We start from the raw sequence: 19,514 nt of genomic DNA, 5'->3' as shown, positions 1-19,514 counted from the left end.
GCTGTTTCCGTGGGTTTGCGGCCGCTGCTCGCGTGAATTTGTTTACTCAAATCTGCGTGAGCTCACGGTTCACCATATGGATCACGACCACACCAATAACCCGGAAGACGGGAGCAACTGGGAATTGCTGTGCCTCTACTGCCACGACCACGAGCACTCGAAGTACACCGAGGCGGATCAATACGGTTCAACGGTGATTGCTGGAGAGGATGCGCAGAAAGATGTGGGCGAAGCGACCTACAACCCGTTTGCCAATCTGCAAGCGATGATGAATAAAAAGAAATAATCCGCGTCGCATCACGCGCGCTTTACCAATGGAATCCCGATCGCAAGATTGGGATTTTTTTTACCTGTTGGGTATGGAATCCGTGTGGATATCGACAGGCGGAGTAGAATCAGCGGCAAGCCGGGTAACCCGGTGAGGCGCAGTGTTGCGGGGGCGTGATCCCCGGTGGCCTTGTCGCTGGAAAGAGAAAACCCCCGCACATTGTTCGGTATTTACCGGCAACATAACGGGGGCAATCCTATCTCTAGACAAGTTGAGGATAGCCGCGAACCGTTGCCATTGCAACCAAGGCGGTTATATGTCGCTTACTGAAGTGTGCATTATTGTCTGGCACGATCTGACAGCGCCTACGCTGGCCAGTATTGCGGCCGGTCTTTTTTTAGGCTGGTGGCATAGCAGGAGATAATGCGAGGTGGGCGCGTTGGCCGCCGCGTGGCAGCATGCGCTCGAAACGGGCCAGAGGATTTCCTCTGGCCTTTTTTGCGCGAGCGAACTTAGAAGTTGTAACCGACAACCAGGTAACCACCCCAGCCGGTCGATTTGGCGCTGAAGTCGCCTTCGCCCCAGTTCAGAGTATCCCCACCTTTCCACTGGCCGCCGTTATGGAAGTAACGAGCAACGACAGAGTAGTGCCAGTGATCGTAGTTCAACGCCAGGATGTGGCTGGAAGCAATGGAGTTGCTGGTACGGTTTGGTTCGTCGCCCAGATCGGAGCCCCAGTCAAAGTTGGTGAAGCCGATATAGCTCAGCTTGCCGCCCCACAGGTCGGAAATCGGAACAAAGTATTTCACTTTGAAGCGATAGCCGTCCCACTCGTTTTCGTTGGCTGCGCCATAGTTCTGCCACTGGTATTTAGCATACACGTTCATGGACAGGCTCATTGGCAGGCCGGTGTCGATATCGGTACCCAGACCCATATACCAGGTGCTCTGGCGGCTGGCTTTGTTATCACCCATATCGTAGATGTAGTTGTTAGCGATGTACCACTCTTTGAACGGACCGAAGCTCAGGTCAGCACCGGTCAGCTTGTCGATAGAGAAGCGTGGTTCGATTTCCATAAACATTGGAGAACCGTCGGACCAGATGCCTTTATCGTTGCCGTTACCCCAATCGAAGGTTTTTGGGATATCGATGTAACCGTAGAAATCTAACCAATCTTTTTTAGCGAACGCTTCGTATTCCAGGTAAACGTCGTTGTTCAGTTTTGGAGAGAAACGGGTGTGGTAGCTACCTACCACGTTGACGCTCTGGTGCCACCAGTCGGAAACATATTCCGGCTGAGAGTCGCCTGCTGCGTTAGCAGTGAAAGAGGCGGAAAGCGCCAGCGCCGCACCGGCTGCAAGTAATGTTTTTTTCATATTTTATGCCACTAATAAAATAATTCGAAAGAGAGTGATTTTTATCACCGAAGTTTTTCTAAATGTTTCGTATTTCTGCGTGCCTATTATATGAATCCTTGCTCACGAAAATCAGTCGCACTTCACACATTTTTCAAGTGCGTAATCGATTGCGTTCACGTTTGCGTAGATTAGACGCGGCGATTGTACTGATGGGGTGAATTATTGCAAATTTTTACATACAGAAAATGGCGGGAGAAAGAGGGGAGCAAAGGCGTCGTTGTGGCTAACCATTTACGACGCCAATAAGAGGATTACTGCGCGTTAACCGGCTGAACGTCGTGAATACGCACGAAGCCCAGCTGGTCTGGCGTCACGCCATTAAGCTGCAGCGGAATGTCGACATCGCTCGGCGCCAGCACGCTTGCCGGCGCGGAAAACAGCTGGTTGCTTACGTTGACTTCCTGATACTGCTCGGTAGTGCCCTGGATTTGCCCCCACTCCACGGTGCCGGTAAAGGCCGGAAGCGGATCGTTGGACTCCCCCTGGATACGCAGCGTTAACGCGGTGCCCTGGGCGTTGGCGGCAATATTGCGCAGAGACATACGCAGCGTTCCCACCTGGCTGTTTAAGCGTGCCGGGGTGTTTGCTCCGGGCAGCAGGTAAGCACCGCGCGTGGATTTCGCATTGAGTGCGTTTTGCTGCGTGATCTTCACGGTTTCTTTATTCAGCTGCGTCATTTCCGCGCTCAGCGTGCTAATGCTCTGGTGCATCTGCTTCACTTCTGACTGTTGCGCGCACGCGGTCAGGCTGACGAGGCTTCCCAGCAGGGCAATTCTTAGGTAACGTCTTGTCATTCTGTCTGTTTCCTTCTTTTCGGGATAACGCAATGGTAGCGCGCAATGGGGCATTTGACATCGATCCATTGTCTCAAAAGCGCTGTTCCTTTGTTGTCTCGTCAGTTCAGGGTAAAATAGATTCCATTAGCCCTCACCGTCAGGACGTCGTATGCACTGCCCATTCTGTTTCGCCGTAGACACTAAAGTAATTGACTCCCGCCTTGTGGGAGAAGGTTCCTCCGTTCGCCGCCGTCGACAATGCCTGGTGTGCAATGAGCGTTTCACCACCTTTGAGGTGGCTGAGCTGGTGATGCCGCGCGTTGTCAAAAGTAATGATGTGCGTGAACCGTTTAACGAAGACAAGCTGCGTAGCGGCATGCTGAGAGCACTGGAAAAACGGCCGGTGAGCGCTGATGACGTCGAAATGGCGATTAATCACATCAAATCGCATCTGCGCGCCACCGGTGAACGTGAAGTACCGAGCAAACTTTTAGGTAACCTGGTGATGGAACAGCTGAAAAAGCTGGATAAAGTCGCCTACATCCGCTTTGCGTCGGTTTACCGCAGCTTTGAAGATATCAAAGAGTTTGGCGAAGAGATCGCCCGCTTACAGGATTAAGCTATGCACGATGAGATGTATATGGCGCGCGCCCTGAAGCTGGCGCAGCGTGGGCGATTCACTACCCATCCGAACCCGCGCGTTGGCTGCGTGATTGTAAATCAGGGCGAAATTGTCGGTGAAGGCTTCCACTACCGTGCCGGTGAACCGCATGCGGAAGTGCATGCGCTGCGTATGGCTGGTGAGAAAGCGAAAGGCGCAACCGCCTACGTGACCCTTGAGCCGTGCAGTCATCATGGCCGCACGCCACCGTGCTGCGACGCGTTAATTGCTGCGGGCGTCGCGCGCGTGGTTGCCGCGATGCAGGATCCGAATCCGCAGGTCGCTGGGCGAGGTCTATACCGTTTACAGCAGGCCGGCATTGAAGTCAGTCATGGGCTGATGATGAACGAAGCCGAAGCGCTGAATAAAGGTTTCCTCAAGCGGATGCGCACCGGTTTTCCGTATATTCAGCTTAAGCTTGGTGCGTCGCTCGACGGACGTACGGCGATGGCCAGCGGCGAAAGCCAGTGGATCACCTCGCCGCAGGCTCGCCGTGACGTGCAGCGCCTGCGCGCCGAAAGCCATGCTATTTTAACCAGCAGCGCGACCGTGTTAGCTGACGATCCGGCGTTAACCGTACGCTGGGACGAACTGAGCGCCGATACCCAAAGCCTCTATCCGCTGGAAAACCTGCGTCAGCCGCTGCGTATTGTTATCGACAGCGGCAATCGCGTGACGCCGGAGCATCGCATTGTGCAGCAGCCGGGGGAAACGCTGTTCGCCCGCACTACAGCAGATACCCGTAGCTGGCCGCAGGGCTTGCAAACGCTGATGGTGCCGGAGCATAACGGCCATCTCGATCTGGTGTTGTTGATGATGCAGTTGGGAAAACAGCAGGTTAACAGCATCTGGGTCGAGGCAGGTCCTACCCTCGCCGGAGCGCTGATTGAAGCGGGACTGGTGGATGAGCTTATCGTCTATCTGGCGCCTAAACTGTTAGGAAGTGATGCACGCGGATTATGTGTGCTGCCGGGCCTTGAGAAACTGAGCCAGGCCCCCCATTTCAAATTCAATGAGATACGTCAGGTTGGCCCGGATGTCTGCCTGCATTTAACGACTGCGTGAGGCATTCCTAATTAGAGGAAGCAGCGCCCAGAATATTATGATAAAATCCGCCCCCCTGCGGGGCAAATGAACCCAAAGGAAGAGTATGAACATTATTGAAGCTAACGTTGCTACCCCGGACGCTCGCGTCGCCATCACCATCGCGCGTTTCAACAACTTTATCAATGACAGCCTGCTGGAAGGTGCTATCGACGCCCTGAAACGCATTGGTCAGGTTAAAGATGAAAATATCACCGTTGTTTGGGTTCCTGGCGCTTATGAACTGCCGCTGGCAGCGGGCGCACTGGCAAAAACCGGTAAATATGATGCGGTGATTGCACTGGGTACAGTTATCCGTGGCGGTACTGCTCACTTCGAATATGTTGCTGGTGGGGCAAGCAATGGCCTGGCGCACGTCGCTCAGGACAGCGAAATCCCGGTAGCCTTCGGTGTTCTGACCACCGAAAGTATTGAACAAGCCATCGAACGCGCTGGCACAAAAGCCGGTAACAAAGGTGCAGAAGCTGCACTGACCGCGCTTGAAATGATTAATGTATTGAAAGCCATCAAGGCCTGATTTTTGTAAGGGGAAATCCGTGAAACCTGCTGCTCGTCGCCGCGCCCGTGAGTGTGCCGTCCAGGCGCTCTATTCCTGGCAGTTGTCCCAGAACGACATCTCTGATGTTGAATACCAGTTCCTGGCGGAACAAGACGTTAAAGATGTTGACGTCGTGTACTTCCGTGAACTGCTGTCCGGGGTAGCGACTAACAGCGCGTACCTCGATGGATTGATGAAGCCATATCTGTCCCGTCTGCTCGAAGAGCTGGGTCAGGTTGAGAAAGCCGTGCTGCGCATCGCGCTGTTCGAGCTGTCTAAGCGTGATGATGTGCCGTACAAAGTGGCTATCAACGAAGCAATCGAGCTGGCAAAAACCTTTGGCGCTGAAGACAGCCACAAGTTCGTCAACGGCGTGCTGGATAAAGCCGCTCCTGCCATTCGTCCCCGCAAAAAGTAACCTGTAGGCCGGTGAGAGAGCGCTGTGTATTCGCTTTCCCCGGCCTTGTTTTATCCTTCTGCTGAGGCATAACGTATGGCATGCGGCGAATTCTCCCTGATTGCCCGTTATTTTGACCGAGTACGAAACGCCCGTCTTGATGTAGAAACCGGTATCGGTGACGACTGCGCGTTACTCAACATCCCCGAAAAACAGACTCTGGCAATCAGCACCGACACGCTGGTCGCGGGTAACCATTTCCTTCCTGATATCGACCCGGCTGATTTGGCCTATAAAGCACTGGCGGTTAACGTCAGCGATCTGGCCGCAATGGGCGCCGATCCTGCATGGCTAACGCTGGCGTTGACGTTGCCTTCAGTCGATGAAAACTGGCTGGCGGCGTTCAGCGATAGCCTGTTTGAGCAGCTAAACTACTACGATATGCAGCTGATTGGCGGTGACACCACCAAGGGCCCGCTGGCGATGACGCTCAGTATCCACGGCTATGTGCCGGTGGGGCGTGCGCTCAAGCGCTCAGGAGCGAAACCGGGCGACTGGATTTACGTCACCGGGACGCCTGGCGACAGCGCCGCCGGGCTGGCTCTGCTGTTGAATCAACTGACGATCGATGCGCCGGAAGATGCTGCCTATCTGCGCCAGCGCCATTTGCGCCCGACGCCGCGCGTGCTGCAAGGGCAGGCGCTGCGCGATCTCGCCAGCTCGGCTATCGATCTCTCCGACGGGCTGATTTCCGATCTGGGCCATATTCTGAAGGCCAGTGGGGTAGGGGCGCGGGTCGAGCTGGATATGCTGCCGTACTCCGGGGCCATGATGCGCCACGTCGCACCTGAGCAGGCGTGCCGCTATGCGCTGTCCGGCGGCGAGGATTATGAGCTGTGCTTCACCGTTCCTGAACTGAACCGCGGTGCGCTGGAAGTGGCGCTGGGGCAGCTCGGTACGGCGTTTACCTGCATTGGGCAAATTAGCGCCGATGTGGAAGGGCTGAATTTTACACAAGATGGAAAGGCGGTCACGCTGGACTGGAAGGGGTACGATCACTTTGGCTAGGCACGATATCGCAAAAAGCCGCCTAAACTTACGCAATCCCTGGCACTTGCTGGCGACTGGGTTTGGTAGCGGTTTAAGCCCAATAGTTCCGGGAACGATGGGGTCGCTTGCCTCTATTCCGTTCTGGTATTTGCTGACCTTTTTACCGCTGCAGATCTATTCGCTGGTGGTGATGTTCGGCATCTGTATCGGCGTTTATATCTGCCGCCGCACGGCGCGCGACATGCAGACCCATGACCACGGCAGCATCGTGTGGGATGAGTTTATCGGCATGTGGATAACCTTAATGGCGATCCCGGTCATCAGCTGGCAATGGGTGCTGGCCGGGTTTGTGGTATTCCGTATTCTGGATATGTGGAAACCGTGGCCAATCCGCTGGTTTGATCGCAACATTCACGGCGGCATGGGCATTATGGTCGATGACATCGTCGCTGGGGTGATTTCGGCGGGGATCCTGTACGTCGTGGGGCATCACATTCTGTGACGCGTTGACCCTTCCCCCTAACCTTGCGCCCATTAGGGAGAAGGTTAGGGGGAAACTCCGTTACTTAAATCCCACCACCGGATGCGCCTGATACGGTGACTCCATTGCCGAAATCTGCTCCGGCGTTAGCGTAATATCGACGGCGTTTAACAGCTCATCGAGCTGGTCCTCACGCGATGCCCCGATAATCGGTGCTGCCACTCCAGGTTTACTCAGCAACCACGCCAGCGCCGTTTGCGCGCGGCTGGCTTCAATCTCTTCGGCAACCCGCTCCAGTTCCCCGGCAATTTGCTCATCGTTGTCTTCAGTGGTGCTGTAGAGCGTCTGACCAAACTCATCGGATACCAGCCGCGCCGTGGTTTCCCCCCAAGGGCGGGTCAAACGGCCACGCGCCAGCGGGCTCCACGGGATCACCGCCACGCCTTCCTGGACGCACAGCGGCAGCATATCGCGCTCTTCTTCGCGATAAATCAAATTGTAGTGATCCTGCATGGTGACAAATGGTGCCCAACCGTTGGTTTTTTGCAGCGCCAGCGCGTGGGCGAACTGACGGGCATGCATTGAAGAGGCGCCGATGAAGCGGGCTTTGCCCGATTTTACCACCTCGTCCAGCGTTTCCAGCGTCTCTTCAATGGGCGTGCGGTAGTCCCAACGATGAATTTGCAGCAGGTCGACATAGTCCATGCCAAGACGGCGCAGGCTGTCGTCGATGGAACGCAAAATCTGCGCGCGTGAAAGGCCTTCTTCTAAATCGCCCACCTGGTGATAGACCTTGGTGGCCACCACGACGTCGTCACGCCGGGCGAAGTCGCGCAGCGCCCGGCCAACGATCTCCTCGCTGCTGCCGTCGGAATAGCTGTTGGCGGTGTCGAAAAAATTGATGCCGCCTTCGAGGGCGCGCTGAATGATGGGACGGCTGCTGTCTTCCGGCAACGTCCAGGCGTGTTTGCCCCGGTCCGGTTCGCCGAAGGTCATACAGCCCAGGCAAAGGCGGGAAACCCGGAGGTCGGTTTGTCCTAAGAGATGGTATTGCATGATTCAGCTCCTGCTAGCGGGTAAGAGGTTTACCTTTAAGCATAGCAGGAGCGATAGGGGGGATTATGCCAACCAGGCCGCGATCTTCGCCTCAATGCCTGCCGCGTCGAGACCGAGGTCGGCGCGCGCCTCTTCCTGCGTTCCCTGTGGGACGAAGAAGTCAGGCAGGCCAAGATTCAGCACAGGCACCGGTTTACGATGCGCCATCAGCACGTCGTTCACGCCGCTGCCCGCACCGCCAATAATGGCGTTTTCTTCCAGCGTCACCAGCGATTCATGGCGCGCAGCCATCTCAAGGATCAGCGTCTCATCAAGCGGCTTCGCAAAGCGCATATCGACCAGCGTGGCGTTGAGTTTATCGGCGACGATCTCGGCATCCGCCAGCAGGGTACCAAAGTTGAGAATCGCCAGTTTCTCGCCTTCACGTTTGATGACACCTTTGCCCAGCGCCAGTTTTGCCAACGGCTCAAGCGTAGCGCCCGTGCCGCAACCGCGTGGATAGCGCACTGCGCATGGGCCATCAGCGTAGTGATAACCGGTGTACAGCATCTGGCGACATTCGTTCTCATCGCTTGGCGTCATGATGACCATTTCCGGGATGCAGCGCAGGTAGGAGATATCGAATGCCCCCTGGTGCGTCTGCCCGTCGGCGCCGACGATACCCGCGCGGTCGATGGCAAACAGCACCGGCAGCTTCTGGATGGCGACGTCGTGGATCACCTGATCGTAGGCACGCTGCAGGAAGGTCGAGTAAATCGCCACAATCGGTTTATAGCCGCCAATCGCCAGACCTGCGGCAAAGGTCACCGCGTGCTGTTCGGCGATCGCGACATCGAAATACTGGTCGGGATATTTTTTGGAGAACTCCACCATGCCGGAGCCTTCACGCATGGCTGGGGTGACCGCCATCAGTTTGGCATCTTTGGCCGCAGTTTCGCACAGCCAGTCGCCGAAGATTTTCGAATACGACGGCAGGCCACCGCTGCTTTTCGGCAGTTTACCGCTGGTATGATCGAATTTAGGCACCGCGTGGAAGGTGATGGGATCTTTTTCGGCGGGCTCATAGCCACGGCCTTTTTTGGTCATAATGTGCAGGAACTGCGGGCCTTTCAGATCGCGCATGTTCCTGAGCGTATTGACCAGCCCGACCACGTCATGGCCGTCAACCGGCCCGATATAGTTGAAACCCAGCTCTTCAAACAGCGTACCCGGCACCACCATGCCTTTGATGTGTTCTTCCGTGCGTTTGAGCAGCTCTTTAATCGGCGGAACGCCGGAGAAGACTTTCTTACCGCCTTCACGCAGGGAGGAGTAGAGCTTGCCGGAAAGCAGCTGCGCCAGATGGTTATTGAGCGCGCCGACGTTTTCCGAGATCGACATTTCGTTGTCGTTGAGCACCACCAGCATATCGGGCTTGATATCACCCGCGTGGTTCATGGCTTCAAACGCCATACCGGCAGTAATGGCACCGTCGCCAATGACGCAGACGGTACGACGCTGTTTATTCTCTTTTTCAGCCGCCACGGCAATGCCGATACCCGCTGAAATAGAGGTTGAGGAGTGGCCGACGCTCAGCACGTCGTACTCGCTTTCGCCGCGCCACGGGAACGGGTGCAGGCCGCCTTTCTGCCGGATGGTGCCGATTTTGTCGCGACGCCCGGTTAGAATTTTGTGCGGATAGGCCTGGTGACCAACGTCCCAGATAAGCTGGTCGAACGGCGTGTTATAGACATAATGCAGCGCCACGGTGAGTTCCACCGTGCCAAGCCCGGAGGCAAAGTGTCCGCTGGAACGGCTCACGCTGTCGAGCAGGTAACGACGTAGCTCGTCACATAGCTTCGGCAGGCTCTCTTTTGGCAACAGGCGCAATTCCTGGGTGGAATCGACCAGTGCCAGTGTCGGGTATTTGGCAATATCAAAACTCATCGGAGACTCATTTATTGTTTATTTATCGCGCAGGATAATGTAGTTCGCTAGCGCTTCCAGTGCTGTGGTATCCAGTGACTGCGCGGCCAGTTCCGTTAACGACTGGCGGGCATCTGCAATAAGGTCACTGGCTTTTGTCCGGGCTTGCTCAAGGCCCAGTAATGCAGGATAGGTACTCTTGCCGAGCTGCTGGTCGGCACCCTGGCGTTTTCCGAGGGTCGCAGTATCGCCCACCACATCCAGAATGTCATCCTGAACCTGGAACGCCAGGCCGATGCTTTCGGCGTACTTATCCAGCAATGGCAGCGCGTTACGCCCCTGTTCACCGGCGCTCAGCGCGCCCAGACGGACAGCGGCGCGAATCAGCGCGCCGGTTTTATGGCGGTGAATACGCTCCAGCATTTCCAGATTAACCTGTTGCCCTTCGGCTTCCAGATCCAGCGCCTGGCCGCCGCACATTCCGGCTACGCCGCTGGCGGTAGCCAGCTCAGACAGCATCGCCAGGCGAGCGCGGTCAGAGACTTCCGTCATCGGTGCATCACTGAGTATAGAAAACGCCAGCGTTTGCAGCGCGTCTCCGGCCAGAATTGCGCTCGCCTCGCCAAATTTGATGTGGCAGGTCGGCTGGCCGCGGCGCAGATCGTCATCGTCCATCGCCGGTAAATCGTCATGCATCAGCGAATAGGCGTGGATACACTCCACTGCGGCGGCTGGCGCATCGAGCGTGGTGGTGCTGACGCCGAACATTTTCCCGGTGGCGTACACCAGGAACGGGCGCAGACGTTTACCGCCTAATAATGCGCCATATTGCATGGCCTCAACCAGAGGAGTGTTCTGAAACGGCAGCGGAGCAATAAAACGGCGCAGCGCGTCGTTTGCCTGTTCTACGCAGGCATTGAGCTGTTGCGAGAAATCCATTTTATTCGGCGTCCGGAGTGAAAGGCGTTAAAGGTGCGTCTTCGTTATCGGCCAGCAGGATCTGCACGCGTTGTTCCGCTTGTTGCAGTTTTGTCTGCCCCTGACGTGCCAACTGCACGCCACGTTCAAATTCGTTTAACGCCTCTTCCAGCGGCAGAGAGCCGCTTTCTAGACGGTTAACAATCTGCTCCAGCTCGGTTAATGCGGTTTCAAAACTGGCCGGGGCTTCATTTTTCTTTGGCATAGTGAATTTTTGGCTCTTGTTATGTCGCGACTGCGTCTATGGTAACGGAGTCTGGGCGTGAAGCAAATAACACGCAATGGTAAGCGGGATGATGGTATACTTCGCGTCCTGGACGCAGGCTCCCTCGGTAACAACGGTGCACTGCGATACATCTTTTTGCCTAAAGCCCCGTCGGGCTTGCCAACGAACCATTGCCGCCATGAAGTTTATCATTAAATTGTTCCCGGAAATCACCATCAAAAGCCAAACTGTGCGTTTGCGCTTTATTAAAATTTTAACCGGGAACATTCGTAACGTTCTTAAAAATCACGATGAAACGCTCGCCGTTGTTCGTCACTGGGATCACATCGAAGTGCGTTCCAAAGATGAAGACAAACGCCTGATCCTCCGCGACGCGCTGACGCGTATTCCAGGTATTCACCATATTCTGGAAGTGGAAGACGTTCCATTTACCTCATTGCACAATATCTTTGAGCAGACGCTGCCGCTGTGGCGCGAAGCGCTGGAAGGCAAGTCCTTCTGCGTGCGCGTTAAACGTCGCGGTAAGCATGAGTTCACTTCTATCGAAGTGGAACGCTACGTTGGCGGCGGTTTGAATCAGCACATCGAAACGGCGCGCGTGAAGCTGACTAACCCGGATGTGACGGTTAACCTCGAAATCGAAAACGATCGCCTGCTGCTGGTGAAAGGGCGCTATGAAGGCATCGGTGGTTTCCCGATTGGTACTCAGGAAGACGTACTGTCGTTGATCTCGGGCGGGTTCGACTCCGGCGTCTCCAGCTATATGCTGATGCGTCGCGGCTGCCGCGTGCACTACTGCTTCTTCAACCTCGGCGGTGCAGCGCATGAAATTGGCGTACGTCAGGTGGCTCATTATCTGTGGAACCGCTTTGGCAGTTCTCACCGCGTGCGCTTTGTGGCAATCAACTTCGAGCCGGTAGTGGGCGAAATCCTCGAGAAAGTGGAAGACGGCCAGATGGGCGTGGTGCTCAAACGCATGATGGTTCGCGCGGCATCGCAGGTCGCTGAACGCTACGGCGTACAGGCGCTGGTCACCGGTGAAGCGCTGGGTCAGGTGTCCAGCCAGACGCTGACCAACCTGCGTCTTATCGACAACGTTTCTGACACCCTGATTCTGCGTCCGCTGATCTCGCACGATAAAGAGCACATCATCGATCTGGCGCGCGAAATCGGCACCGAAGATTTTGCTCGTACCATGCCGGAATACTGCGGTGTTATCTCGAAAAGCCCAACCATCAAAGCGGTGAAGGCGAAAATCGAGGCCGAAGAAGCGAACTTTGACTTCAGCATTCTGGATAAAGTGGTTGCCGAAGCGAACAACGTCGACATCCGTGATATCGCCCAGCAGACCCAGCAGGAAGTGGTGGAAGTGGAAACCGTGAGCGGTTTTGCTGAAAACGACGTGATTCTGGATATCCGCTCGGTGGATGAGCAGGACGATAAGCCGCTGAAAGTGGAAGGCGTGGAAGTAGCGTCGCTGCCGTTCTACAAGCTGAGCACGCAGTTTGGCGATCTCGACCAGAGCAAAACCTATTTGCTGTGGTGTGAACGCGGCGTGATGAGCCGTCTGCAGGCGCTGTATCTGCGCGAGCAGGGCTTCACCAACGTGAAGGTTTACCGCCCGTAAGCGTAAATCTTCATAATAAAAAACCCGGCATTGCCGGGTTTTTTATTGCCTGCGAGCGCAGAACTACGCTTCGTAGTGGTTATAAATGCCCGCCGCCATCACCAGCTGTGTGGAAATTTCATAGGCTTTTTCACGCCCGACCAGCAGCTCGACAATCTTCAGACCGAAATCGATAGCCGTTCCCGGCCCTTGGCTGGTGAGCAGGTTAACGCGCGGATCCCAGACCACGCGCTTATCCTGCCACTGGCCTTCTGGAATCTGATCCTTCAGCGCCGGGAAGCCGGTCATATTCCCGATCGGGAAGAGATCGTGCGGGACCAGTACGGTGGCGGCGGCCGCACAAATGGCGGCGACGATGCGCCCGGAGAGATGAAATTGTCTCACCGTTTCGACCAGCAGCGGGCTGTCGCGGAAATACTCAGCGCCTTTAATACCGCCCGGCAGGATGATGATGTCAAAATCACCGTCGGCCACTTCAACCAGCGGGGCATCGGCCAGTAGCTTAACGCCGCGTGAGCAGGTAATGGTCAGATTGCCATCGCCGGCAACGCTGGCGGTAGTGACCTGGATACCGCCACGCACTAATAAATCTATCGTGGTGACCGCTTCCATTTCTTCACTACCAGGAGCGAGGCAAATCAGTGCCGACGCGCTCATATTCACTCTCCTTACGTTTAACCAGTTCATACAGGCGGGTATTTTCCGGCACCGGAATGCCGTGCGCCCGCGCGCGTTTGAGCAGGAAGCCGGTGATATAGTCGATTTCCGTATGCCGAAGTGCGCGGATGTCCTGCAGCATGGAAGAGATATTTTCCGCTGTCAGGTCAATCACCTGGTTAACATAAAATAACAGACTTTCCGGCGAGGTATGAAATCCTTCCCGCGTCATGGTCATCGCCACCTCTTCGCAGATGCGGGCAATGTCTTCCTGATGGTCGCGTAAATCGCCGTTTTTGCAATCCATCAGCGCGGTGAGCGGGTTGATCACGCAGTTGACGGCAAGCTTTCGCCACATGGCAGAATGAATGCTGTCGTGCCAGGCAACGTCGGGCAGCACCTCTTGCAGCGTTTCCGCAAGTTGGCTGTAGTCGTGGTCATAGCGTTTGCCTGGACCGATGTGGGTCGTACCGTTGGCAACGTGGATAATCACATTGCCGTCGCGGCGCGCGGCCTGCGTGGTGGCGCCCAGCAATATCGGCTGCTTGAGATCGTTAAGCTCGTTCAGCGTGCCCATGCCATTGTGAATCAGCAGAATCGGCGTCGTCACCGGAAGACGGGACGCCAGACTTCTGACGGCGTCGGAAACTTGCCAGGCTTTCAGGGTCACGAGCAGCAGATCGCTTTGCGCCAGGAAGTCGGGATCGTTGGCGATGAGCGACTGGTTAAAAATAGTGCCGTCCAGCTCTAACAGATTAACGCTACAGAAGGGCTGAGGTACGCGTAACCAGCCTTGTACTTCAAATCCTTTTTTGTGGAGCGCCGTCATCCATAGCTGACCCAGCGCGCCACATCCCAATACCGTGATTTTCAAACATCCTCCTGACCTTCTACCGACCACACCAGATGCTGCTGGTATGTCATACTTCACGCTGACTGCGATGCGAGTAGTGTGAGTATAGCGCTATCAGCTCAGCTTCCGGGGATAACAAGTTGAGTTATGCCGCGTTGCAGGTATTATGCAACGCAAAAGAAACTAAGGGAGGGGAAAAGATGCCATCTTTCGATATTGTCTCTGAAGTCGATCTTCAGGAAGCACGCAACGCGGTTGATAACGCCAGCCGCGAAGTCGAGTCTCGTTTTGATTTTCGTGGTGTTGAAGCCACTTTTGAACTCAACGATGCGAATAAGACGATTAAGGTGCTGAGCGAATCTGACTTCCAGGTCAATCAGCTACTGGATATTCTGCGCGCCAAGCTGCTTAAACGCGGCATTGAAGGGACGTCGCTGGATGTGCCGGAAGATTTCGTCCACAGCGGGAAAACCTGGTATGTCGAAGCCAAGTTGAAGCAGGGGATTGAGAGCGCGGTTCAGAAGAAGATCGTTAAGCTGATTAAAGACAGCAAGCTGAAGGTCCAGACGCAGATTCAGGGCGAAGAGATCCGCGTGACCGGCAAGGCGCGCGATGATTTACAGTCCGCAATGGCGCTGGTACGCGGCGGCGATCTCGGTCAGCCGTTCCAGTTCAAAAACTTCCGCGACTGATTGTCTCAAGGCTGCCCGCGTTGTCCTGCGGGCAGTCTGAATTAGTGCGCGGCGATCGCCTGTTCAACCTCGAAGCGATTGGTCACTTTACTGTCAATTTTCACATAAGCTGAGTGTTCTTCAGCAACCACCAACACCTCTTTCACGCCGTTCGTTGCCAGCAGACGCTCACGCAGCGTATCGTCGGCGGAGATATCTTTTGGGATCTCGATGCGCAGGCTGCTGACGTAAGGCGGCTCCTGCATGGTCATTGAGACCAATAGCCAAATGGTGGCTAACAGCGCGCCGGCAAGAAACACCGTTTGTGAATCAAACAGGCCATCTACCCAGCCGCCCAATGATCCGCCAATCGCAACGCCGAGGAACTGACTGGTGGAGTAAATGCCCATCGCCGTCCCTTTGTAACCCGCCGGTGACTCTTTACTGATAAGCGAAGGCAGCAGCGCCTCCATCAGATTGAACGCGAGGAAGAAAATCTGGACACCGATAACCAGTTCCCAGAAGGCGTTGCCGGAGCCCCACAGGACAATCTCAGCAATCAGCAGCAGAGAAATACACAGTACAAAGACGCGCTTCATGCGGCGCTTCACTTCGGCGTAAATGATAAATGGCACCACCGAAATGAACGACACCAACATCGTCACCAGATAAATTTTCCAGTGCTCAGCGGCCGGAAAACCGGCGGCCTCTAGCTGGCCCGGCAGTGCGACGAAGGTCGACATCAGCAGAATATGCAGGCACATAATGCCGAAGTTGAGCTTTAGCAGCCGGGGCTCCATCAGGACTTTGCTAAAGCAGCCTTTCACCATCCCGGACTCACGGTTGAGGACGTGATTTTTACTGTCCGGTACCACCAGAATGGTCAGTAAAATCCCCAGCGTGGCCAGCCCGGCAATCATCCAGAACAGCGCGTGCAGCCCCAGCTTATGGGTAATAATCGGGCCCAGCACCATGGCGATAGCAAAAGTCACGCCGAAGCTTACGCCGATAAACGCCATCGCTTTGGTGCGGTTTTGCTCGCGAGTTAAATCGGACAGTAGCGCCATGACCGCGGCGGCAATGGCGCCGGAGCCCTGTAACGCGCGGCCAAGAATAATGCCCCAGATCGAATCCGACATAGCGGCAATGACGCTACCTAAAACGAAAATGGCCAACCCGCCGATAATTAACGGCTTGCGACCGATGCGGTCGGAGACCAGCCCAAAAGGAATTTGGAATACCGCCTGCGCCAGGCCGTAAATACCGATGGCCAGGCCAATCAGCGCTTCGCTAGCGCCCTGTAATGCCATGCCGTATGTGGTCAGAACCGGCAGAACCATAAACATGCCGAGCATACGCAAAGAAAATACGGTTCCTAAACCCCAGGTGGCGCGCAACTCACCGGGCGTCATTTTGTAATCGTTCATTCCCACCTCAAGATAAAAGCTGGGGGTAGTGTAGTGCGGGGAGCGGGCAGGGTAAACAGACGCTTAATTAACAAATATTACATTATTGAATCATTTGTGCGGAATAGAGACAGAAAACCATCCCCCGGCGGCACTGCCGCTGCCGGGGGATGCGGGGATTTATGCGGCTTTAGGGGCGACCTGCCGAATGAGGTCAATCACGTCCAGCGAGCGTAACGCATCGGCGGCGTCAATAATGGGTTCTGCCTCTCCGCGGATCACCTGCAGGAAGTGGCGCAACTGCAAAATAAACGGGTCGATCGGCTCAACGTTGAGCGTTTCCTGCAACAGCGGCGCATGCCAGCCGCTTTGCTCGCCGTAGCGCCACCAGCGCATCTGCGGGATGGCCAGCGCCCCTTTGCTGCCGGAAATCAGATAGCAGTTTTCCGGCGTGTGGGCGTATATGACGTTCTCCGCCGAGTTCATTTCCCAGCTCCATGGGCTAACGCCACAATCGCTCAACACCGCGCTGCCCAACGCGCCACAGGCAAAGCGCAGGTTGACTACCGCACTGTCTTCGTTGGCAAAACCGCGCGTGGCGCTAGAGGTCATTGCCTGCACCTCTTCAATCTCGCCGAGCAGGTAGCGCAGAAGGTCAATATCGTGAACCAGGTTGACCAGCAGCGGCCCGGCACCCGGCTCGCGTCGCCAGGCGACATCAAAATAGTCGTCGGGCTTTTGCAAAATCCAGTGTGCGGATACCGCCACAATCTTCCCTAGCTCACCGCTATCAATCAGCGCCTTTGCTGCGGCGGTCAGCGCATTATGCCGCCGGTGATGGCCGACCAGCACCGGCACGCCGTGCTTTTGTGCCGCCAAAACCAATTCCTGCGCGCGTTCCGGAGATTCGGCGACCGGTTTCTCTACCAGCACCGGGATCCCCCGTTCGATGCAGGCGATGGCGCAGGGGACGTGCAGGGTATTTGGCGTGGCGTTAATCACCCCCTGCGGTTTTGCTCGTTCCAGCATGGCCTCCACCTCGGCATACCACGCCACGCCTAATGTTCTCGCCAGCGCCTCGGCCTGCGGTGACGGATCGGCAATGGCCACCAGCTCCGCCTGTGGAACCTGATTGATCACATCAATATGTTTGCGCCCGATGGCGCCGGCACCAATAACGGCAAGACGAATACGGCTCATGATGGGCTCCTCAGCGATGCGGTGATGGCGGGTTTATTCTCGACGGGGTCAGCGGCCCAATAGCTTTTGGCGGCGAGTCCGAGGACGGTTAATGCGGCTGGGATCCCCAGGATCAGGAATACTGATCTAAAATCGAGCCCCATCGCCAGCATTTCGGCACCAGCAAAGGCGCTTAGGATCGCCCCGATACGGCCAACGCCGTGCATCCAGCTTGAACCGGTGGCTCGCGCCTGGGTGGGGTAAAAGCGTGCCGACAGGGCATTCATTCCGGTGTTGGCCCCGTTCAGACAAGCACCACTGACAAAGGCCAGCGAGCACAGGAGCGGGAAGTTAACCCCGGCGTAGCCAATAGCCATCGTGAACAGACCGCCGACGGCAAAAATAATCCCCAGCGCCCGGTGCGGGTTGATCTTATCCATCAGCCAGCCGGCAAACAGTGAACCGACGGTGCCCCCCGCTTGATACAGCGCGGTCATGATGGCGGCCTGGCTGACCGTCAGGCCAATCTCTTTCACCAGCGTCGGCAGCCAGCTGCCGAGGATATAGACCAGAAACAGCCCCATAAAATAGACCAGCCACAGCATCAGCGAGCCGAACAGATAATCACGCGACAGCACAATGCGCATGGCGCTGCTGTTAATCGGCTGCTGCGGCAGGATAAAGCTGACGTTTTCGCTCACCTGTCCGGGATAGAAACGCTGCAAAATGGCGTGAATGCGGGCGACTGGGGCCTGTTTGATCACCAGAAAACGCGCCGATTCCGGTAGCTTCCAGATAAGAAGAGGGGCAAACAGTAGCGGCAGAATCCCGCCCAGCGCCATCAGCGAATGCCAGCCGAACTGGGGGATCAGCCACGAAGCGGCAAATCCACCAATGGCGGCGCCAAAGGTAAAGCCGCAGAAAATCACGGTGATAATAAACGAGCGCTGGCGTTCCGGCGCATACTCTGACACCAGCGTGCTCATGTTCGGCATGGCGGCCCCCAGCCCCAGTCCGGTCATAAAGCGGAAGAAAATCATCTGCTCAATGTTTTGCGAAAAGGCGGTGGCAATGGTCCAAAAGCCAAAGAAAAAGACGCTGTTAATGATGATTTTTTTGCGCCCTAGCCAGTCGGCGAGCGGGCCGGAAAACAGTGCGCCGAGGGCAAGACCAATCAGCGCGGTGCTGATCACAAAGCCGAGTTCATGGTTGCTGACGCCCCATTCCTGCTTCAGCGTGGGGGCGATAAAGCCCATGATGGCGATATCGAATCCGTCCAGTGCAATGACGCAGAACCCCAGGAAAATCACCAGTTTCTGGTAACGGCTCAGTGGGTTGGTGTTAATGAGTTCTCTGACATCCAGGCGTTGAGTCTGTGACATAGCGAGCTCCGGTTTACAGGAAAGATTGTGCAGCGTTAAACAGCAGCTGGGCGCGTTGTTGGGCAGGCAGCGCCCCCTGAGCACCGGCCAGCGGCACTTCCACCGACACCGGTAGCGTGGCGGGCAGCGCTGCCATCAGGCTGCGCAGATCCAACCCGCCTTCCCCCGGCACCTGGCGCGCGCAGCGGGCCTGGTAGATAAGCTCTTGCGTATCGGTGGGAATCAACGCCGGGGCATCACACAGCTGCATATAGTTGAGCTGCTGCGGTGCCAGAGCGGCCAGCGACGCCAGTGATTCCCCTGCGCGCCAGAAGTGGATGGCATCCACCAGAATGCCAACGTTGCTTTGCCCGCAGGCGTTAATCAGCGTCTGGGCATCGGCGAGGGTGCGAATCTGCGTCCAGGGCATCGGCTCCAGGTTCATGGTCAGGCCGTAGGCTGCACCGGCCTGTGCCAGTCGTGCCAGGTTATCCGCACTACGTCGCAGGTCGCTGTCATTTCCGGCCACCAGCACCTGCTGGGCTTCCAGCCGGGCGGCGGTTTCCAGGAATGGTTGCAGCGCATCAAGGCTGAAGTCCGGCGTTAAACGCACAATCTCAACGTCGGAGACGCGGATGCCGGTATCGCGCAGGGCAGCGAGCGTTTCGCGCACCATCGCGGTATCGCCCAGCATGTCGTAATTGGGATCGTCAGGGGTCGCGGGCAGTAGCCGGAGGCCAACGTGGCTGTAGCCGGTGAGGGCTGCGATACGCACCTGCTCGGGCGGTGATACGTCGAGCACCGTGAGGGCGGCAAGGGACAGAGAACGCATATTCATAAAGACTCCAGTACGGTTGCAGGTAAGGTTTTTTGTTATGTTTGGCGCCTTCCGTTGGCAAAAA

At 56.2% G+C, this 19,514-nt stretch carries 22 protein-coding genes; 10 read left to right on the top strand and 12 right to left on the bottom strand.

Annotation, left to right across the window (positions count from 1 at the left end):
• Both yajD and KCR01S_RS24075 read left to right on the top strand, forming a co-directional pair.
• Positions 1-286 (top strand): HNH nuclease YajD (gene yajD / locus KCR01S_RS08780; RefSeq protein ID WP_061282159.1); only part of this gene is annotated, 286 nt, incomplete at its 5' end.
• 298 nt (positions 287-584) lie between these two features.
• Complete coding sequence (locus tag KCR01S_RS24075) at positions 585-692, top strand: type I toxin-antitoxin system toxin Ldr family protein (protein WP_112203322.1); 108 nt, start codon at positions 585-587, stop codon at positions 690-692.
• Positions 693-780: 88 nt separating this feature from the next.
• Here the strand turns inward: KCR01S_RS24075 and KCR01S_RS08775 are convergent, their stop codons facing one another.
• Complete coding sequence (locus tag KCR01S_RS08775) at positions 781-1,644, bottom strand: nucleoside-specific channel-forming protein Tsx (RefSeq protein WP_061282156.1); 864 nt, start codon at positions 1,642-1,644, stop codon at positions 781-783.
• A 293-nt stretch (positions 1,645-1,937) separates the two neighbouring features.
• Positions 1,938-2,480 carry a SadB/YajI family lipoprotein gene (locus KCR01S_RS08770; protein WP_061282154.1) on the bottom strand — a complete coding sequence of 181 codons (543 nt, stop codon included), beginning with the start codon at positions 2,478-2,480 and terminating at the stop codon, positions 1,938-1,940.
• A gap of 151 nt (positions 2,481-2,631) precedes the next feature.
• Between KCR01S_RS08770 and nrdR the strand changes: the two genes are divergently transcribed.
• The 6 genes from nrdR to pgpA all read left to right on the top strand — a co-directional run bounded on the left by nrdR (position 2,632) and on the right by pgpA (position 6,714).
• Complete coding sequence (gene nrdR / locus KCR01S_RS08765; RefSeq protein ID WP_061282153.1) at positions 2,632-3,081, top strand: transcriptional regulator NrdR; 450 nt, start codon at positions 2,632-2,634, stop codon at positions 3,079-3,081.
• Positions 3,082-3,084: 3 nt separating this feature from the next.
• Positions 3,085-4,188, top strand: coding sequence for a bifunctional diaminohydroxyphosphoribosylaminopyrimidine deaminase/5-amino-6-(5-phosphoribosylamino)uracil reductase RibD (ribD, locus tag KCR01S_RS08760; protein ID WP_061282151.1), 1,104 nt, complete (start codon positions 3,085-3,087; stop codon positions 4,186-4,188).
• Between the two features lie 85 nt (positions 4,189-4,273).
• A complete protein-coding gene (gene ribH, locus KCR01S_RS08755) occupies positions 4,274-4,744 on the top strand; it encodes a 6,7-dimethyl-8-ribityllumazine synthase (protein WP_001021161.1) in 471 nt (156 codons plus the stop codon).
• Between the two features lie 19 nt (positions 4,745-4,763).
• The gene (nusB, locus tag KCR01S_RS08750) at positions 4,764-5,183 is read left to right on the top strand and encodes a transcription antitermination factor NusB (RefSeq protein ID WP_052283886.1); all 420 of its coding nucleotides are present in this window, start codon (positions 4,764-4,766) and stop codon (positions 5,181-5,183) included.
• Positions 5,184-5,258: 75 nt separating this feature from the next.
• Entirely contained in the window at positions 5,259-6,230 is a 972-nt protein-coding gene (gene thiL / locus KCR01S_RS08745) for a thiamine-phosphate kinase (protein ID WP_061282149.1), read from the top strand.
• The gene (gene pgpA / locus KCR01S_RS08740; protein ID WP_061282147.1) at positions 6,181-6,714 is read left to right on the top strand and encodes a phosphatidylglycerophosphatase A; all 534 of its coding nucleotides are present in this window, start codon (positions 6,181-6,183) and stop codon (positions 6,712-6,714) included. The genes thiL and pgpA overlap by 50 nt, the downstream gene beginning before the upstream one ends.
• A 60-nt stretch (positions 6,715-6,774) precedes the next feature.
• Here the strand turns inward: pgpA and KCR01S_RS08735 are convergent, their stop codons facing one another.
• From KCR01S_RS08735 to xseB, 4 genes are all read right to left on the bottom strand, one after another.
• Complete coding sequence (locus KCR01S_RS08735) at positions 6,775-7,749, bottom strand: aldo/keto reductase (RefSeq protein ID WP_061282145.1); 975 nt, start codon at positions 7,747-7,749, stop codon at positions 6,775-6,777.
• 63 nt (positions 7,750-7,812) lie between these two features.
• Positions 7,813-9,675, bottom strand: a complete 1,863-nt coding sequence (gene dxs, locus KCR01S_RS08730; protein ID WP_061282143.1) for a 1-deoxy-D-xylulose-5-phosphate synthase — start codon at positions 9,673-9,675, stop codon at positions 7,813-7,815.
• Between the two features lie 18 nt (positions 9,676-9,693).
• Positions 9,694-10,593: a (2E,6E)-farnesyl diphosphate synthase gene (gene ispA / locus KCR01S_RS08725; RefSeq protein ID WP_061282141.1), complete on the bottom strand. Its 900-nt coding sequence runs from the start codon at positions 10,591-10,593 to the stop codon at positions 9,694-9,696.
• A gap of 1 nt (position 10,594) precedes the next feature.
• Positions 10,595-10,837: an exodeoxyribonuclease VII small subunit gene (gene xseB, locus KCR01S_RS08720; protein WP_052283880.1), complete on the bottom strand. Its 243-nt coding sequence runs from the start codon at positions 10,835-10,837 to the stop codon at positions 10,595-10,597.
• Positions 10,838-11,036: 199 nt separating this feature from the next.
• On the opposite strand from xseB, the gene thiI reads away from it, so the two are divergent.
• Positions 11,037-12,485 carry a tRNA uracil 4-sulfurtransferase ThiI gene (gene thiI / locus KCR01S_RS08715; protein ID WP_061282139.1) on the top strand — a complete coding sequence of 483 codons (1,449 nt, stop codon included), beginning with the start codon at positions 11,037-11,039 and terminating at the stop codon, positions 12,483-12,485.
• Positions 12,486-12,548: 63 nt separating this feature from the next.
• Here thiI and yajL read toward each other — a convergent pair whose 3' ends face one another.
• Positions 12,549-13,142: a protein deglycase YajL gene (gene yajL, locus KCR01S_RS08710; protein ID WP_061282138.1), complete on the bottom strand. Its 594-nt coding sequence runs from the start codon at positions 13,140-13,142 to the stop codon at positions 12,549-12,551.
• Positions 13,105-14,016, bottom strand: a complete 912-nt coding sequence (panE, locus tag KCR01S_RS08705; RefSeq protein ID WP_061282136.1) for a 2-dehydropantoate 2-reductase — start codon at positions 14,014-14,016, stop codon at positions 13,105-13,107. The genes yajL and panE overlap by 38 nt, the downstream gene beginning before the upstream one ends.
• A gap of 179 nt (positions 14,017-14,195) precedes the next feature.
• Between panE and KCR01S_RS08700 the strand changes: the two genes are divergently transcribed.
• Positions 14,196-14,687, top strand: coding sequence for a YajQ family cyclic di-GMP-binding protein (locus KCR01S_RS08700; protein WP_061282134.1), 492 nt, complete (start codon positions 14,196-14,198; stop codon positions 14,685-14,687).
• Positions 14,688-14,728: 41 nt separating this feature from the next.
• Here the strand turns inward: KCR01S_RS08700 and KCR01S_RS08695 are convergent, their stop codons facing one another.
• The 4 genes from KCR01S_RS08695 to KCR01S_RS08680 form a co-directional block, all read right to left on the bottom strand.
• Entirely contained in the window at positions 14,729-16,093 is a 1,365-nt protein-coding gene (locus KCR01S_RS08695; protein ID WP_061282132.1) for an MFS transporter, read from the bottom strand.
• Between the two features lie 159 nt (positions 16,094-16,252).
• Positions 16,253-17,272 (bottom strand): Gfo/Idh/MocA family protein, encoded by a 1,020-nt coding sequence (locus KCR01S_RS08690; RefSeq protein ID WP_082767951.1) that lies wholly within the window; start codon positions 17,270-17,272, stop codon positions 16,253-16,255.
• A complete protein-coding gene (locus KCR01S_RS08685) occupies positions 17,269-18,633 on the bottom strand; it encodes an MFS transporter (protein ID WP_061282128.1) in 1,365 nt (454 codons plus the stop codon). The genes KCR01S_RS08690 and KCR01S_RS08685 overlap by 4 nt, the downstream gene beginning before the upstream one ends.
• Before the next feature lie 13 nt (positions 18,634-18,646).
• On the bottom strand, positions 18,647-19,450 hold the full coding sequence (locus tag KCR01S_RS08680; RefSeq protein ID WP_061282126.1) for a sugar phosphate isomerase/epimerase family protein: 804 nt from the start codon (positions 19,448-19,450) through the stop codon (positions 18,647-18,649).
• Positions 19,451-19,514: the final 64 nt, after the last annotated feature.

The organism is Kluyvera cryocrescens NBRC 102467 (assembly GCF_001571285.1).
GTDB lineage: Bacteria > Pseudomonadota > Gammaproteobacteria > Enterobacterales > Enterobacteriaceae > Kluyvera > Kluyvera cryocrescens.
This window is presented reverse-complemented; position numbering and strand designations above follow the sequence as displayed.

What these genes read in the sequence shown, in the direction of transcription:
- KCR01S_RS24075 (WP_112203322.1), top strand. Translation starts at nt 585, where the DNA reads ATGTCGCTTACTGAAGTGTGCATTATTGTCTGGCACGATCTGACAGCG.
- KCR01S_RS08775 (WP_061282156.1), bottom strand. Translation starts at nt 1,644, where the DNA reads ATGAAAAAAACATTACTTGCAGCCGGTGCGGCGCTGGCGCTTTCCGCC.
- KCR01S_RS08770 (WP_061282154.1), bottom strand. Translation starts at nt 2,480, where the DNA reads ATGACAAGACGTTACCTAAGAATTGCCCTGCTGGGAAGCCTCGTCAGC.
- nrdR (WP_061282153.1), top strand. Translation starts at nt 2,632, where the DNA reads ATGCACTGCCCATTCTGTTTCGCCGTAGACACTAAAGTAATTGACTCC.
- ribD (WP_061282151.1), top strand. Translation starts at nt 3,085, where the DNA reads ATGCACGATGAGATGTATATGGCGCGCGCCCTGAAGCTGGCGCAGCGT.
- ribH (WP_001021161.1), top strand. Translation starts at nt 4,274, where the DNA reads ATGAACATTATTGAAGCTAACGTTGCTACCCCGGACGCTCGCGTCGCC.
- thiL (WP_061282149.1), top strand. Translation starts at nt 5,259, where the DNA reads ATGGCATGCGGCGAATTCTCCCTGATTGCCCGTTATTTTGACCGAGTA.
- pgpA (WP_061282147.1), top strand. Translation starts at nt 6,181, where the DNA reads ATGGAAAGGCGGTCACGCTGGACTGGAAGGGGTACGATCACTTTGGCT.
- KCR01S_RS08735 (WP_061282145.1), bottom strand. Translation starts at nt 7,749, where the DNA reads ATGCAATACCATCTCTTAGGACAAACCGACCTCCGGGTTTCCCGCCTT.
- dxs (WP_061282143.1), bottom strand. Translation starts at nt 9,675, where the DNA reads ATGAGTTTTGATATTGCCAAATACCCGACACTGGCACTGGTCGATTCC.
- ispA (WP_061282141.1), bottom strand. Translation starts at nt 10,593, where the DNA reads ATGGATTTCTCGCAACAGCTCAATGCCTGCGTAGAACAGGCAAACGAC.
- xseB (WP_052283880.1), bottom strand. Translation starts at nt 10,837, where the DNA reads ATGCCAAAGAAAAATGAAGCCCCGGCCAGTTTTGAAACCGCATTAACC.
- thiI (WP_061282139.1), top strand. Translation starts at nt 11,037, where the DNA reads ATGAAGTTTATCATTAAATTGTTCCCGGAAATCACCATCAAAAGCCAA.
- yajL (WP_061282138.1), bottom strand. Translation starts at nt 13,142, where the DNA reads ATGAGCGCGTCGGCACTGATTTGCCTCGCTCCTGGTAGTGAAGAAATG.
- KCR01S_RS08700 (WP_061282134.1), top strand. Translation starts at nt 14,196, where the DNA reads ATGCCATCTTTCGATATTGTCTCTGAAGTCGATCTTCAGGAAGCACGC.
- KCR01S_RS08695 (WP_061282132.1), bottom strand. Translation starts at nt 16,093, where the DNA reads ATGAACGATTACAAAATGACGCCCGGTGAGTTGCGCGCCACCTGGGGT.
- KCR01S_RS08690 (WP_082767951.1), bottom strand. Translation starts at nt 17,272, where the DNA reads ATGAGCCGTATTCGTCTTGCCGTTATTGGTGCCGGCGCCATCGGGCGC.
- KCR01S_RS08685 (WP_061282128.1), bottom strand. Translation starts at nt 18,633, where the DNA reads ATGTCACAGACTCAACGCCTGGATGTCAGAGAACTCATTAACACCAAC.
- KCR01S_RS08680 (WP_061282126.1), bottom strand. Translation starts at nt 19,450, where the DNA reads ATGAATATGCGTTCTCTGTCCCTTGCCGCCCTCACGGTGCTCGACGTA.